Below are 15,430 nucleotides of genomic sequence, written 5' to 3' on the forward strand. Positions count from 1 at the left end.
CCTGCTCGAATCCTGCCTGTTTCTGCTTTTTGCTTGCGTGGACGCATCCGCCTGCGCTCAGATGGCCCCATGACCAACCCACTCAATGAACTGCGCGCCCTGGCTGCTCGGGCCGAGAACCGCCGCACGGAAACGGGCATACCGCGCCTGGCCATGGGTCCAGGGTGAAATCCCGGCGCATTTGCTGGCCGCCGTTTACGAACCGATGATCAACCTGATTCTGCAAGGCAGTAAGTCAATGACCATCGGCGACCGTACGCTGGACTATGACCCTGCGACCTATTTCGTCATGTCCATCGAATTGCCAGCGGTCGGCCAAGTCCATCCTGCTGCGTCCGGCGAGCCTTACCTGGCGGTCAGCCTGACACTCGACCCGGCGGTCCTGGCAACTTTGCTCGCCGACCTGCCAAAGCCTGTCGGCCAATACGAAAAGGATGCGGGCTTTTCGGTAGCCTCAGTCACGCCCGAGTTGATGGATGCCTGGGTCCGCATGCTGCGGTTGATGAACCGGCCTGAAGACATTGCGGCCCTTGCCCCCGTTTACGAACGAGAGATCCTCTACCGGGTGTTACAAGGCCCTCACGGCTGGATGCTGCGTGATATCGCAGCACCCGATAGCGCCATGGCTCGGGTCAGCCTCGCGATCCAGTACATTCGCCGGGAATTTGCCGAGTCCATTCGCGTGGAAGCGCTGGCACAACGCGCTGCGATGAGCGTTTCGGCCTTTCACCGTCACTTCAAAGCCGTGACCGCGCTGAGCCCTCTGCAGTACCAAAAAAGAGTGCGTTTGCTTCAGGCTCGGACACTCCTGGTCGCCCATGCCAAAAGCGTTACCAGCGCGGCATTGGAGGTCGGTTACGAAAGCGCTACACAGTTCAGTCGAGATTACGCACGAGTATTCGGACTGCCCCCAGCACGCGATGCGGCAAGAATTCAGGGTGAAATCCTCGGCGAACAGATCAGATGAAACGGTTTTTCCCCCGGATGCTGTGAGTCAGTCACCGTTGCTGTTCGCGCTGAACGAAACAGGCCACGGGGCAGTCGGAACACCAGGCCCCTCGGCAAAGAAACCTGACTCATGTCCTTACGATCTGCTGTCCTCGCTACGTTGCTCACGTTGGCCGCCAGCACGGCGGCCGCCGCACAAGAACCGCTGCGCCTGGAACGCCTGGACCGCTGCGGTGACCTGCTGCAGAGCCAGCATCAGGACTGGTGCCTGACGGTGCACGGCTTGGGTACTCAAACGCCACAACTGAAACTGGGTGAAAAGACGCTACCCGCGCTCATTGTCCAACGCGAAGGGCAAAACCTGCGCGTGCGCCTGGACAGCGCCGCCTATCAGAGCGGCCCTATTTGGCTGGAAGACGGGCAGCGCGTCAGCAATGCAGCCTGGCTGAGCCTGCGCAACAGCCACGTATTGGCCGCCGGGCCGAACGAAGTCGCCAAGAACATGGACGGCTTGAGCACCTACGTCGATCTGGTGAGCCTGTTGATCGAGGAAAATCACGATGGGCGCCAGGAAGCTGAGCGTCTCGCCCAAAAATACGGCGCCAAGGTCGTCGGCAGTATTGCTCCCCTGAACCTGTATCAGCTTCGGCTACCCGCCAAGGATCTGGTGCAGCGCGACGCGCTGGTGCTACGGATGGGCAGCGAGACCAGTGTCGATGCCGTGGTGATCGAGGAGTCGGCGGCAGAAGAGGCCGAGCAAGCCAGCGCCCACCCTGAAGAGCCGAAGAAGCCGGCCCTGGACTCCGATGAATGGGCCGCCAACCGCTTTCTCGACGCGGTGAACTACTACCAGCGGCGCATTCCTGCGCGGCAACCGCCCACCCCGCCGCAACCGGTACGCATCGGCCTGATCGAACGTAACGTGGATTTCGACACCGCCGATTTCGCCGACTACCTCGGCGGCTGCTCGATGCCGCGCACCTGCGTCTATGCGCGCGATGCGAATACGCCAGACAACCACGGCACCACCGTCGCGGGCATTCTCGCCGCACGCTGGGATGACGGTGGAAACACCGGTTTTCTCCGGGGTCTGGACAAAGCCAGCGGTGGTTTCGAAGTCATTGTAGAGCGCAACTCCGATGCCGGGATCACCGCCAACATCGCCGCCTCGGTCAACCTTGTGGAGGACGGCGTGCGGGTGCTCAACTGGAGCTGGGGCATTCACCGCGTTGGCGCGAAAAACGTCAAAGGCGATGAAGTCGACTCGCTGTTGCGCTCAGGCATCGCCATGAGCGGTTACGAGGAACTGCTGGAAGAGTTTTTCCTGTGGCTGCGCAAGGAGCATCCCGACGTGGTGGTGGTGAACTCCGCCGGCAATGGGTCTTCGTTTTCGGGCACCGATGAATACCGCCTGCCCTCTTCGTTCATCACCGAACAACTGCTGGTGGTCGGCGGGCACCAGCGCAACGAGCGCGCCGGGGTTGCCGTCGATGATCCGGCCTATGCGGTCAAGCGCAGCTCCTCGAATATCGACATGCGCGTGGACATCACCGCCGCCGCTTGCGCCCACGCCTCGACCACCAGCGCCGGCGAAAACGGCGCAGTGCATTGCGGCACATCCTATGCCACGCCCATGGTCGCGGGCTTGCTGGCGGCGATGCTGTCCATCAACCCGCAACTTCAGCCCGAGCAACTACGCATGCTGCTCCGGCGCAGCGCCATGACCATCGGTGAAAACCACGACTTCGAACGGATGGATGGCGAGGACCTCACCGCGCCCATCCTGCCGTCGGAGCGCAGCTATCAGCTTAACGACAAGGACGTGGGGCGTTCGGCGCGGCTGGACATGCAAAAAGCGCTGGACCTGGCGGAGCAGAGCCGCACGCGCGTGCGCTGAACCTGGCACCGGGTGTGGGATAAAAATTACTGGCAGCAGCGACATCCATAGTTTGACCCTCCTCGAAGTGAGCGATGCCTCAGGTGCATAACCTGTGAGCCCACATGGAGGAGATGGCGATGAAACCCACCCGTTTTTTTGGAAAGACCGTACTGGCCTGCACATTCATCCTGGCAATGATCGGATGGGGGGTCGGTTTCTATGGGCCGCCGATCTATATGCAGGCCGTGATGGATCGGACCGGCTGGCCGGTGGCCCAGGTGTCGGCGGCCGTTACGCTGCACTTTCTCAGCGGCACCCTGGTCATCGCCAACCTGCCAAGGCTCTACGCGCGCTTCGGTGTACCGGCCATTACCCTGCTGGGCAGCGTGGTGCTGGGGGTCGGGGTGAATATCTGGGCTCAGGCCAGCCAATTATGGGTGCTGTATGCCGGGGCCATCTGCTCGGGCATCGGTTGGGTGACATTGGGCGCCGCCGCCGTGAACACCCTGATCGCGCCTTGGTATATCAAGGAGCGGCCCAAAGCCTTGGGCAAGGCTTACAACGGCGCCAGCATGGGTGGGGTGATTTTTTCGCCGTTGTGGGTGTTGCTGATCGAGCGTTTTGGCTTTGCCACGGCGGCGCTGGTGATCAGCCTCGCAGCCGTGGTGCTGCTCGGCTGCTTCGCCTTTCTGGTGTTCAATAAAAGCCCTCAAAGCCTCGGCCAACATCCGGACAATGCCGACCAGCCAGAACCGGTCGCGACGGGTACGAGCGCCGCACCCTGGACCGCGGCGCAAACCCTCAAGTCGGCCAGTTTCCGTTCCCTGGCAGCGGGCATGTCCCTGGGGTTGTTCGCCCAGATAGGCTTGATCGCCCACCTGTATTCGATTCTGGCGGGACGCATGGGCGCCCATGACGCCTCATTCGCCATGGGCCTGGCCACCGCCAGCGCCATGGGCGGGCGTTACGTGGCCGCACGCCTGATGACCCAAGGCGTCAACCGCCGTCAACTGGCCTGCCTGGGTTATGGGATTCAGATGCTTGGAACACTGATGCTCCTGGGCCTGGATATCCATCCGGCGGTCGCCTGGGTGGCGGTGGTGTTGATCGGTTCGGGAATCGGCAACGCCACTTCATTGCCGCCGTTGATCGCCCAGACTGAGTTCAGCCGTGAACAAACCGCGAGGGTGATTGCGCTGATGGTCGCAATCAGTCAAGCCACCTATGCCTTTGCTCCAGCATTCTTCGGCCTGGTCCGTTCAGTCTTTGCCGAACCGAGCCAGGCCATCGCCGCTATCGTGATTGCCGCTGTCGTGGTGCAAGGCCTCGCGATCCTGGCGTTTTACACGGGCGTGGTCACCCGCCCTTTCAAGAAAACCGTGTACTGACTCTCTACCTACGTCAGGATCGGGCCAGCGCTAGCCCCCTGCACGGATGCGCTCGACCAGACGTGCCTGCAGCACTTTGAGCTCCTCGGGGTCGGCCTTGCCCCGCCCATGTATGCCCGCCTCCTCGCCCTCCCAGCGAGGGACGATGTGTACATGAATGTGGTAGACCGTTTGCCCGGCCGGAGCCCCGTTGAACTGCGCGATTTGCACACCATCGGGCTTCAGCTCGTCCACGATGACCCGTGTGAGCCGCTGCACGGCAGACATCATCGCGCCGAGGGCCGCAGGCTCGACATCAAGAATATTCCGGGCCTGGGACGCTTTGGGAATCACCAGGACGTGGCCGCGCGATTGAGGAAAGATATCCAGAAAGGCCAGTACATCGGCGTCTTCGTAAATCTTGTAGCACGGCGCGTCGCCACGAAGGATTAGCGCGAAGATGTTCTGCGGATCGTAATCGCCGTGCAGGCTCATGATCATTCCCTTAAGCGGTTGTCAGGACAGTTGACTGCCAGCAAGCCGGCATCGAACGATCAGAAGGTTTAGCACAATCAACTGGCTGTTTTCCATAAAACGGGCAAAAGCCCCGGTACTTTGCAGTGCCGGGGCCTGACGTTGCGTGGCGTCACGCGCGGTTTTTCAACGTGTCATAGGCTTCAAGCGAACGCAGCGAGTAGATGTACGCGGCGCCTGCATTCAGCGAGATCGCGGTTGCCAGGGCGGCGGCCACTTCCTCGCGGCTCGCCCCAGCCTTGATCGCCGAGTCCGTGTGCGCGGCGATACAGCCATCGCAGCGGGTGGTCACCGCGACGGCAATCGAAATCAGCTCGCGGGTCTTGGCATCGAGTACGTCGTTTTCGCTGGCGGCCTCCCCAAGGGCCATGTAGGCCTTGACCATTTTCGGGTTGCTCTTGCCCAGCGCGCCAAAGGCTTTTTGAATGGTGGGCAACATTTCAGACCAGTTATTGAACATGGCATTAACTCCTGAGTGGGTTGGGTGTACTGTTTCGACGCCCTCAGTTTTTCACTCCGGCGCGGGTCGATTTTGTTCAATCCGCTCAGTTTTTTTGGCGATGCTCTCAAATGAATGCGATCGATCGACTCATCAGCCTGGCCAATGTTCGCGGCAGTCTGGATCTACGCTGTCAATTCCAGGGTGACTGGGCTCTGGATCATGAACAGCAAGCCTTGGGCAGGGCGCCCTATCACATCGTGTTGGCGGGAGAGTGCCGGGTGGAGTTTCCCGATGGGCAGCGTTTGCCCATGCGCGCAGGTGACATCCTGCTGTTGCCCCGTGGTGCGCGACACCTGATGCACAGCCCTGGGAAAACAGTGGCGCCAACTTCACCGAAACTCGTCACAGGTGGCGCGCTGCCGGTCCATCGTATTGGCAACGCCAGTGCCGAACTGGACATGCTGTGTGGCGACTTTCACTTCAATCGGGCCTCACTGCTGTTTGCCTCCCTGCCCGAATACCTGGTCATCCCCAGCGGCGCGTTGCCGGCCAACGGTCCGCTACCCGCGCTGGTGGAAGTCATTCGTGCGGAAGCCGATGAGGCCAAGGTCGGTGCCCGTTTTCTGCTCGATGCGCTTTCCCAGGCATTGTTCACGCTTATTCTGCGTGCGCATCTGGCAAATCACGGCCAGGACAGCGGCTCGCTGGCGCTGTTGGGCGATAAACGTCTGGGCCGAGCCTGGCAGGCGATGCTCGCAGATCCGGCCTACGAGTGGACGATTCAAGGCCTGGCGGACCTCGCGAACATGTCCCGCGCGAACTTCATGCGAACGTTCGTTCGCGTGGCCGGGGTATCTCCTTGGGTGTTGTTGACGCAAATACGCATGGAGTTGGCGTTCAGTCTGCTCAGCCATTCACATTTGGGCTTGAGCGATATTGCCGTGCAGGTCGGTTACCAATCCCAGGCGGCGTTCAGCAAGAAGTTCAAGGAGATTTATGGGCAAGCACCAGGAAAAGTGCGACGTACGATCTAGCCTGTGGCAAGGGCGCTGGGCTGGGCGATTGGAGCCAGAGATTCGATCGTTCCCACGCTCCTGCGTGGGAATGTCGCCAGGGACGCTCCGCGTTCCGCTTCTGGAAGGTGACGCAGAGCGTCACGGGATGCATTCCCACGCAGAGCGTGGGAACGATCAAAAAGCTGCTCTTTTGGCGAGGGTGTAGCACCTGCTCAAACGTCCAGAACCACGGTCTCACTCCCCTGTGCCGGTACTGCGCAACAGATCAGTACCTCATCTTCGGCAACCGGCTCGGCCGGACTGTTCAGATAATGCACCTGCCCCTGGCTTAGCCGGGTTTTACAGGTGCCGCACGAACCGCCGCGGCAGCTGAACTCAGGGCTCAGGCCCCGGGCCTCGGCAAGTTCCAGCAGGGTCCCGCTGCCCGGCTCCCAACGGGCCTCCTTGCCGGAGCTGGCGAACAGGATCTTCACCGACTCGCTCGATGCAGGCACTTGCGGGGCCGCTGGCACGCTGACTTCGGCGTCGCGTACCAGTGTGGATGGGCCGAAGGTTTCGGCATGAATGCGATCGTCTGGAATCCGCAATTTGCGCAACCCGTCATACAGCGACTGAGTGAAGCTGCCGGGCCCGCACAGGTAGTAGTCGTAGTCATCGAGCGCCAGCAGTTGCTTGAGCAGTTCCACATCGATCCTGCCCGTCGCGTCGTAGCCTTGCCCCACACCTTCCGTAGGCGGCTGGCTGACCAGGCGCAGTACCTTTACCTTGCCTGCGGCGCGCTTGACCAGCTCATCGATTTCCTCGCGAAATGCCAGGTCGGCAACCGTGCGCGCGCTTTGTACCAACCAGACCGGACGCATCCGACTCATGCGCAGGCCCTGATAAACCACCTCGCGCAACATCGACAACAGTGGCGTCACACCCACGCCCGCCGCCAGCAGCACCAAGGGCCGCCGCTCAGTGGTCTGAACGGTGAAATGCCCTTGGGGCGCTCGCGCCTCGAGCTGCTGCGCCACCTCGATCCGGTCATGCAGATGCGAGGAGACCACGCCATCGCGCTTGACGCTGATGCGCAGGAAATCATCCGACGGCGCACTGGACACGCTGTAGGTACGAATCAATGGCGTTTTCTGCCCCTCCAGCGAAATCCGCACGGGCAAGTGCTGGCCGGCGTCAAACCGGGGCACGCCCGCTCCGTCGGCGGCTTGCAGGTAGAAGGAGCGAATGTTGTGGCTCTCATCCACCACACGAACCACACGCAATGGGCGCCATTGGGTCCGCAGGGCTTCGGCCTGCAAGCGCTCGGCGGCCTGCTCCCAACTGCCAGTCATCAATGAATTGGGCGAGTCGCCCGCGCTCTGGTCCTTCCAGCGCAACGGGATCGCGGCCTGGCGGTAAACCACGCGCTGCGGCTTGAAGCGCAGCAGCCGCTCGGCGCCCTGGAACGCGGCAATTTCGGGATCGTCCAGCAATACTTGGGCGGAACCGGTCATTTGCAGAAGATCGCCGGTCTTGAAATCGACGAAGATCAGGCCTGCGCGGGGATTGAGCAGGATGTTGCCCAGGGTGTTGAAGAACAGGTTTCCGGAGAAGTCCGGGATGGTCAGCGTGCCGTCCTCGTCCATGCGTACAAAGCCTGGCTTGCCGCCGCGGTGGGACGCATCGACCTGCCGTTCGCCGTCGCGCTCCACATAGGTGGCGATGTAGAACGAATCAGCCGCCGTGATCAGGCGACGAGCCAATGGGTCCGTTTGCCACCAGGTGTCGAACATCACCGGCCTGTTCGCGGACAAAGGAATATTGGCGCAGGTTGATATAGCGAGGGCAATTGCCATAGGCCTGGCTGACGGAAATTTCCAGCCCGTGATCGAGCAGACGGCGAATGTTGCCGTTCATGCGGTTGCGCCGACGGGTGTGCAATTCGATACCCAGCATGCCGATGGCAGCCCCCTCGCCCATGCCCTCCTGGGCCGGATCGCTGGGTTGTGGCTTGAGATCGATCTGCAGGGTTTGCGGATCAGGTGAGCTCATGAAACCGGGTTTGCCGGTGCGCAGGGTCGCCCACACGTCACCTTGCCGATCCACGGCGCCCAATACCACGAAAGGCAACTGTGCGTAGAACTCCCGGTGCTGGTCCGGCATCCAGTTGCGCGCCAATTGTCGCTGGCCGACGCTGGTCATCATGTCGACCGCACCGACCGAGCGTTGCAAGGGTCAGTTCGCCTTCATGCCAGGGTGAGGATTGTGGTTTCGCGGCTTCGTCCATCAGCTACTCCTCGCGCCCGCAGCCTTGCAGACTGCGTTGAGACGCTACGGTCAGGGGGACTGCGCTACGCCTCTTGCCGAGGGTGCATTGCAGGTGGGGTTATCTTCTTCCCAAAGGGATTGGGGAGGAATACGCACGAACTGCAATCCACTGTTTCATAAACTGGAATGAACACGTCCAGGGCGCCTGCGGGGAATCACCAGGGCCGGACAGCGTGCCCGCTCATCGCTGAAGGTCAGCGCCCCAGCGCAAGAGCGATTTTCAGTTGCAACTCGTTTTCGGAGAATGGCTTGTGCAACACAGGACGATGGGCGAACTCATTCGGCAGCCCGCTGGCACCGTATCCGGTGCTGAACAAAAACGGAATCTGGCGCGCCTGGAGAATTTCGGCAACCGGAAAAACCCGCTCACCGGCCAGGTTGACATCGAGAATGGCCAGGTCAATTGCCACCCGATTCGCCACTTCGCAGGCCGTAGCGAGCCGTGCCACTGACGCCACCACCACGCATTCGAGCTCTTCCAGCATTTGCTCGACCAGCATGGCGATGGTGCCTTCGTCCTCAACCAGCAGCACCCTGACTCCGGGGAACGAACTCATGGGCTGGACGCCTGGATCAGAAACGAGATTCGGCAGCAAACTCCCTTCGGGTCGAAGGTCAGGTCAAATGTCCCGCCCAAATCGCGCTCGATGCAGCGCTTCATCAAACGCGAACCCAACCCTTCCCGCTTGGGTTGGGCCACCCGTGGCCCGCCCTGCTCGCGCCAGTCCAGGGTCAGTAGCATTCCATCGGATTGTGGTTGCACAACCCACTTCACTGAAAGCGTGCCCGTCTCTACTGACATCGCGCCGTATTTCAGTGCATTGATCGCCAGTTCATTGAGGGTCATGGTGAGGTTGAGCGCAACGCGGGTGCCGACATCGACAGGGTCGCCCTCAACCACGATTCGACTGGGTTCCTGGCCAAATATCGGCATCAGCACTTCATGGGCAAGGGACCCCAGGGGGGTATGGCCCCAATGGCGCCGGGTCAACAGATCGTGTGCCCGGGACAACGCAAGCAGCCTGGCTTCGAAACGCCTGTAACCGTCGTTCGCATCCTCGGCATTGCGCGCCGTTTGTGCCGCCAGGGATTGCACGGTGGCCAGGGTGTTCTTGACCCGATGATTGAGTTCGTCGATCAGGGTCTTCTGCCGGTTCTCCGCCTGCTTTCGCTCGGTGATGTCCACCAGCATGTTGATAGCGCCCACCAGGTTGCCATCGGCGTCATGCAGCGGTGTGGGATACGGCGCAAACGGCACACGAGTGCCATCCGGCCGTTCGGCAATGGCCTCGACACCACGTATCGGGCGGTTTTCCTTCAAGGCCACCGCCATCGGGCACTGGTCGTGGGGAAGCGCGCTTCCATCGGTATTGAATATTTTCCAGGTCACGCACCACATGTCCCCCAACTGTGGGGTTCGGCCAGACAATTCGACAGCCGCCCGATTGAAGAAGGTGATGCGCCCTTGTGCATCGGTTGTATAAACCGCAGCGGGCAGAGCCTCGAGAAGATTGCGCATATGCCGTTCGCTTTCGCGAATCTGGCTTTCCATTTGCTGGGCGAGCGTGACGTCGATGGTGAAACAGCGTGTGTGAAAGAGCTTACCGTCCTCGAAACGCCCATTGGAGGTAATCGCTACATGCCGGATCGTGCCGTCTTTGGCCCTCAACCGCGCCGGGTAGCTGTCCAGGCTTTCGCCGCTGCCCAGTTTATTGAGGATGTCACCAATAACGGGCTCATCCACATGAAACTCCGTAATGTGGCGGCCGATATATTCGTCAGCCGTATAGCCCAGCATGTTCAGCTCGGCCTTGTTGGCACGCTGGATGATGCCCGCGTTGCTGACAATGTGAAGCCCCACCGCGCTGTTTTCAAAAAAATCCTCGAGGTCGGCACTCTTGCGACGAAGCTCTTCGGCCATCGCATGACGCGCCGAGACATCCTGAAAACAGTTGATCGCCCCTTGAATGGCCCCGCGCCGATCCCTGAGGGCCCGGATGTTCACCAGCGCCATAAGCCGCGTTCCATCCGAACGCTCAATGATCACTTCCTGATTGCGTGTCGCAGCGCCGGTAATAAGCACCGAAGCCATGGGGCAGTCTTCGAAAGCCAGCGGCGTGCCATCCGGTAAAAAAAGCCGGTGCGAGCCGCAGAAGCGGTCACCGTTTTTCCCGATAATGGGCGTCCTGCCCCATAGCTCGACCGCTTCACTGTTGTACCTGACGAGCCAACCCTCGTGATCACAGAGGTATACCGCCCCCGGTATGGCGTCTAGCGCGCTCGCGCCCAGGGTGAGCAGGCTCTGGTACTCGCTCGGAGCGCAAACCTCCACGGCAAGCTCTTCAATGTTCGACATCTGGTAATCCTCAATCCGCCTGGCTGAAACGCCCACGCTCTCCATCGCCCCCGGTTTATGGCCGGAGTCGGTGATTCCAGCTCGGATAATCCTTCTGAATGCGGGTTCGGATATGTTTCATAGAGCCGTTATGTTGGAGGTCTAGATCCCTATTCACCGCGCTAGTTCATGAAAGTTCAACAGGTTCGGTGTTTGAACCTGGACAGGGATCTTTTCTAGCGCGCTAAAGAGCAGCAATTGAGTGTAGTCGGCCTCGTGTTTGTCGAACCATTCGCTTCAAGACCTGAGCTTGCAGATTGAAACATGACAGCCGGTCTATCTATATACGACAAAGAACAGGCGCAACGGATTTGATCTTCTATGATTGCTCCAGCAAAGGAGTTTATTCCGATGAGCGAATCAGAAGCACGACTTCTGCGCGTGCATTCCCTTAAAACCGCTTGCTCCAACTGCAGCGTGCTTGAGCTGTGCCTGCCTATCGGGCTGACGGGCGGCGAAGTAGAGCGTCTGGACACCTTGATCTCCCAGCGAGTCAAGGTCAAAAAAGGCACGGCGCTGTACCGCACCGGCGATCCGCTGCGCTCGTTGTATGCAGTGCGGCTGGGCTTTTTCAAGACCAGCGTATTGTCGATAGACGGTCGCGAGCAAATCACCGGTTTCCAGATGCAAGGCGAAATGCTCGGTCTGGACGCCATCAGCACCGATCATTACGCCTGTAATGCAATAGCGCTGGAAGACAGCGAAGTTTGCCCGATTCCTTTCAGCAACCTGGAAAAACTTGCCCACGATTTGCCCTCTTTACAGCACAACCTCAACAAGCTCCTGAGCCAGGAGATCGTGCGCGACCACAGCATGCTGCTGTTGCTTGGCAACATGAATGCCGATGAACGTCTTGCGGCGTTTCTGCTGAACCTGTCTCAGCGACTTAACATGCGCGGTTACTCCTCCAGGGAATTCGTCTTGCGCATGAGCCGCGAGGCTATCGGCTCTTATCTGGGCCTGCGGCTGGAAACGATCTGCCGGGGTATCGCGCACCTGCGAGAAGAGGAACTGGTAGAAATGCATGGACGCAACGTCACCATCCTGGACCTGCCCGGACTCAAGCAAAAAGTGGCTGGTTGCCACCGTCATTCAGAGCGGTGAAACCCTCTCGAGGCGCTTGCATCACTGATCACCTGCCCGTCGCCTGATCGCCCCTTCCGCTGGCACGGTCGACCGCCCTGCTGACTTTCATCAAATCACAGGCCGTTGCCCCGACAGCGCGTTGCCCCACTTACACCCTTGTTGATTTAGCTCAATGTGTCGGCATCACCCAGGCGTAGAAAAAGCAGACCGGGCCCTGATAGCCCCGCCCGCTTCGCATTACCTGGAGGACGCCACGATGAGCGACTTGACCCTGCGCAAGACCATTCTGGAAGAACTGGAATTCCAACCCGACCTCAACGCAGCCCATATTGGCGTGGCCGTGGACAATGGCGTCGTCACCCTTTCCGGTCATGTCGGCAGTTATGCAGAAAAGATCAGCGCCGAACGCGCCGTCAAAAGCATCGAGGGCGTGCGCGCCGTAGCTGAGGAAATCCAGGTCCGATTGAATAAAAACGCCGGCACCGCAGACGACACCATTGCCAATCGCGCCTTGAAGATCATCAACTGGAGCTGCGACGTTCCTGAAGGCGACATAAAAGTCATCGTGCAGAACGGCTGGGTCAGCCTGGAAGGCGAAGTGGAATGGCAATACCAGAAAGAAAGCGTGGAGCGGTCCGTGTTCAAGCTGTCCGGCGTGGTGGGCGTGAACAATCGGCTAACCCTGCGCCCTCGAGTGGACGCGGGCAACATCCAGCGTCGTATCGAAGAGGCCCTTAAACGCAATGCCGAAGTGGATGCCAAGGCAATTCACGTCAAGGTCGATGGGGATGTGGTGAGGCTCGAAGGCAAAGTCCATTTATGGCGACAGCGTAAAATCGCGGAACGGGCGGCCTGGTCGGTGCCGGGGGTCAGAGAGGTGGACGATCACCTGTTGCTTGTCTGAGTCGCAGGCCCGTTCGCAGTCCCGCCGCTCTACCCCTGAGACGCGGCGGTCGACTCCCGTTGCCAGGCCCGCTGCAGCAAATCGATGACGATTTCATCGGATGTCTGAGGGAAGTCCTTGTACCAATAGCCTATGGAAACCAGCCAGTCAGGAATAAGCGGACAAATTACCTCATCCACTTCGCTGCGTAGCGCCTCCACTGTTTCAAGCGGCCCAACCGGCACGGCGACCACAACGCGCGAAGGCCCTTGCGTGCGGACCGCGTGAATCGCTGCCATCATCGAGGCCCCCGTCGCCAGACCGTCATCAATCAGGATGACCACCTGGTCCTTGAGTTGTACAGGCTCACGAGTGCCTCGATACGCCTGCTCACGACGCAACAGCTCCCGGGTTTCCCGGGCAACCACGGCGTCGAAACTGGGCTGATCAATCGGATGGGCACGAAGAGCGTCGTCATTGAGGATCTGTATGCCACCACTGGCAATGGCGCCCATCGCGAACTCAGGGTTGGACGGCACACCCAGTTTGCGAACCAGCATCAGATCAAGGCGCACGTGCAGAGCGGTGACCACTTCATAAGCCACTGGAACTCCGCCGCGGGGCAAGGCCAGGACGATGACATCGGGTCGATGGGCGTATTTGAACAAATGTTCCACCAGCCCTTGCCCCGCTGCGCTGCGGTCCTTCCACACTGTTTGCATTGAGGGACTCTGACTCATTGGAAAACCTCCACAGGCTGTTGCGCCCCGTCGTTCAGCGTCAATCCAGCGTCCTCTGATAGAGCGGCCTCGGCGTTGATTTATGTCAATTTCTCTGCAAGGCAGCTCAGCCCTTTTCCTATGAAATTCACGCATGCACGCCCTGCATAACCTCTGATCTAAATCAATGCTCCCCAGCCTCTTCACGCAGAGATTAATAACCAGCGCTAGAACCTTCGCTTCGGCGAAGGTCGTCGACCCCTTCGTCTCGTGGAGGCTTCAATCATGGCAACGCACCTGCAAGGCACTGAGCCGGTCATCCCGGCCGTCAAACCTCATCCTTTGGCCGGCAGTTTGCGAAAGGTCGAACCCAAACGCCTGTCATTGAGCCTGCTGGTTGCGCTGGTGGTGGGTTCGATGATCGGCAGCGGCATTTTCAGCCTGCCCCAGAACATGGCCTCCAGCGCGGGTGCCGGGGCTATCCTGATCGGCTGGCTGATCACTGGCGTGGGTATGCTGTCACTGGCCCTGGTCTATCAGACCCTCTCCAACCGTCAACCGGAACTCGATAATGGCGTGTTCGCCTACGCTCGTGCGCTTGGGGGTGAGTTCCTGGGCTTCAATTCGGCGTGGGGCTACTGGATCAGTGCGTGGATTGGCAACGTCAGTTATCTAGTGATTCTGTTCGCAGCGCTCAGTTACTTTTTTCCCTTGTTCGGCGAAGGCAATAACAAGGCCGCGATTGCCGGTGCGTCGGTGGTGCTGTGGTCGTTGCATTGGATGATCCTGCGCGGGATGCGCACAGCGGCCAAGGCCAACGCCCTGACCACCGTGGCCAAAGTCGTGCCCTTGCTGCTGTTCATCGGCCTGGTGATCGCCGGATTTTCCAAAGACACCTTCATGGTCGACTTTTGGGGCACGCCGGCATTGGGTAGTACCCTGGATCAGGTCAAGAGCACCATGCTGGTGACGGTCTGGGTCTTTATCGGCATTGAAGGTGCCAACGTGTTTTCCGCCCGTGCCGCCGACCGGGCGGATGTGGGCAGGGCCACGGTGATCGGTTTCGTCCTGACGTTGCTGCTGCTGATTGCCGTGTCGCTCCTGTCTCTGGGGATCCTCAGACAACCTGAACTGGCTGCCCTGAAGAACCCCTCCATGGCAGGTGTTCTGGAGGCGGTGGCCGGTCCCTGGGGTGCGGTGTTGATCAGTATCGGCCTGATTGTGTCGGTCGGTGGTGCGCTGCTGGCCTGGACCCTGCTGGCAGCGGAATCGGTGTTCGCGCCGGCCAGGGAAAAGGTCATGCCCCGCGCGCTGGCCTCGGAAAACCAGCACGGCGCGCCGGCCAACGCGCTGTGGATCACCAACGGCTGCATTCAGCTGTTCCTGTTGTTGACGCTGTATTCGAGCGCCAGCTACCTGGCCCTGATCTCGCTCGCTACCTCGATGATCCTGCTGCCTTATCTGTTCAGCGGCCTGTACGCGCTGAAGATGACCTGGCAAGGCCAGACCTACGCCGGGCACCGCGCCCTGCAACTGCGGGACATGGCCATCGCCTTGGTCGCCACCACCTATTGCATTTGGCTGCTCTACGCCGCCGGCCCCCGCTACATGCTGCTCAGCGCCCTGCTCTATGCCCCCGGTTCGCTGATTTACCTCAGCGCCCAACGGGCCAGGACCGGGCATGCGCTCAATGGTTTCGGCTGGGGGTTGCTGCTGGTGATCTGGGTGGCGGCGATTTTCGCCGGCTGGATGCTCTGGTCCGGCCAGCTCTCGTTGTAAGGCTTGCAAGCGTGCATTGACCCGTCCGGAACCGGTCCCTGGCAATGATGCCAAGTCCCGCCCGGACATCACCAA

At 60.3% G+C, this 15,430-nt stretch carries 11 protein-coding genes and 2 pseudogenes; 7 read left to right on the plus strand and 6 right to left on the minus strand.

Annotated features, from left to right (window positions below):
- Positions 1–69: 69 nt before the first annotated feature.
- The 3 genes and pseudogenes from PSH91_RS14810 to PSH91_RS14820 all read left to right on the plus strand — a co-directional run bounded on the left by PSH91_RS14810 (position 70) and on the right by PSH91_RS14820 (position 4,215).
- Positions 70–967 (plus strand): annotated as a pseudogene (locus PSH91_RS14810) (AraC family transcriptional regulator N-terminal domain-containing protein).
- A gap of 111 nt (positions 968–1,078) precedes the next feature.
- Positions 1,079–2,845 carry a S8/S53 family peptidase gene (locus tag PSH91_RS14815; protein WP_305466028.1) on the plus strand — a complete coding sequence of 589 codons (1,767 nt, stop codon included), beginning with the start codon at positions 1,079–1,081 and terminating at the stop codon, positions 2,843–2,845.
- Positions 2,846–2,964: 119 nt separating this feature from the next.
- On the plus strand, positions 2,965–4,215 hold the full coding sequence (locus tag PSH91_RS14820) for an MFS transporter (protein ID WP_305466030.1): 1,251 nt from the start codon (positions 2,965–2,967) through the stop codon (positions 4,213–4,215).
- A gap of 30 nt (positions 4,216–4,245) precedes the next feature.
- On the opposite strand, the gene PSH91_RS14825 is transcribed toward PSH91_RS14820, so the two are convergent.
- Positions 4,246–4,689, minus strand: a complete 444-nt coding sequence (locus tag PSH91_RS14825) for an HIT family protein (RefSeq protein WP_076384354.1) — start codon at positions 4,687–4,689, stop codon at positions 4,246–4,248.
- Positions 4,690–4,840: 151 nt separating this feature from the next.
- On the minus strand, positions 4,841–5,188 hold the full coding sequence (locus PSH91_RS14830; RefSeq protein ID WP_047225688.1) for a carboxymuconolactone decarboxylase family protein: 348 nt from the start codon (positions 5,186–5,188) through the stop codon (positions 4,841–4,843).
- A gap of 110 nt (positions 5,189–5,298) precedes the next feature.
- On the opposite strand from PSH91_RS14830, the gene PSH91_RS14835 reads away from it, so the two are divergent.
- Positions 5,299–6,204, plus strand: coding sequence for an AraC family transcriptional regulator (locus PSH91_RS14835; RefSeq protein WP_188250787.1), 906 nt, complete (start codon positions 5,299–5,301; stop codon positions 6,202–6,204).
- Positions 6,205–6,398: 194 nt separating this feature from the next.
- On the opposite strand, the pseudogene PSH91_RS14840 reads toward PSH91_RS14835, so the two are convergent.
- The 3 genes and pseudogenes from PSH91_RS14840 to PSH91_RS14850 all read right to left on the minus strand — a co-directional run bounded on the left by PSH91_RS14840 (position 6,399) and on the right by PSH91_RS14850 (position 10,849).
- A pseudogene (locus PSH91_RS14840) lies at positions 6,399–8,452 on the minus strand (pyridoxamine 5'-phosphate oxidase family protein).
- A gap of 235 nt (positions 8,453–8,687) precedes the next feature.
- Positions 8,688–9,050: a response regulator gene (locus PSH91_RS14845; protein WP_076384348.1), complete on the minus strand. Its 363-nt coding sequence runs from the start codon at positions 9,048–9,050 to the stop codon at positions 8,688–8,690.
- The gene (locus PSH91_RS14850; protein WP_305466032.1) at positions 9,047–10,849 is read right to left on the minus strand and encodes a PAS domain S-box protein; all 1,803 of its coding nucleotides are present in this window, start codon (positions 10,847–10,849) and stop codon (positions 9,047–9,049) included. The genes PSH91_RS14845 and PSH91_RS14850 overlap by 4 nt, the downstream gene beginning before the upstream one ends.
- A 390-nt stretch (positions 10,850–11,239) precedes the next feature.
- On the opposite strand from PSH91_RS14850, the gene fnr reads away from it, so the two are divergent.
- Both fnr and PSH91_RS14860 read left to right on the plus strand, forming a co-directional pair.
- Complete coding sequence (fnr, locus tag PSH91_RS14855) at positions 11,240–11,992, plus strand: fumarate/nitrate reduction transcriptional regulator Fnr (protein WP_047225683.1); 753 nt, start codon at positions 11,240–11,242, stop codon at positions 11,990–11,992.
- Between the two features lie 238 nt (positions 11,993–12,230).
- Positions 12,231–12,878, plus strand: a complete 648-nt coding sequence (locus PSH91_RS14860) for a BON domain-containing protein (protein WP_076384342.1) — start codon at positions 12,231–12,233, stop codon at positions 12,876–12,878.
- Positions 12,879–12,907: 29 nt separating this feature from the next.
- On the opposite strand, the gene PSH91_RS14865 is transcribed toward PSH91_RS14860, so the two are convergent.
- Positions 12,908–13,597 (minus strand): phosphoribosyltransferase, encoded by a 690-nt coding sequence (locus PSH91_RS14865; RefSeq protein ID WP_047225681.1) that lies wholly within the window; start codon positions 13,595–13,597, stop codon positions 12,908–12,910.
- A gap of 264 nt (positions 13,598–13,861) precedes the next feature.
- On the opposite strand from PSH91_RS14865, the gene arcD reads away from it, so the two are divergent.
- Positions 13,862–15,355 (plus strand): arginine-ornithine antiporter, encoded by a 1,494-nt coding sequence (arcD, locus tag PSH91_RS14870; protein ID WP_305466033.1) that lies wholly within the window; start codon positions 13,862–13,864, stop codon positions 15,353–15,355.
- Positions 15,356–15,430: the final 75 nt, after the last annotated feature.

Origin of the sequence: Pseudomonas sp. FP1154 (genome assembly GCF_030687245.1) — a bacterium.
Taxonomy (GTDB): Bacteria; Pseudomonadota; Gammaproteobacteria; order Pseudomonadales; family Pseudomonadaceae; genus Aquipseudomonas; species Aquipseudomonas rhizophila.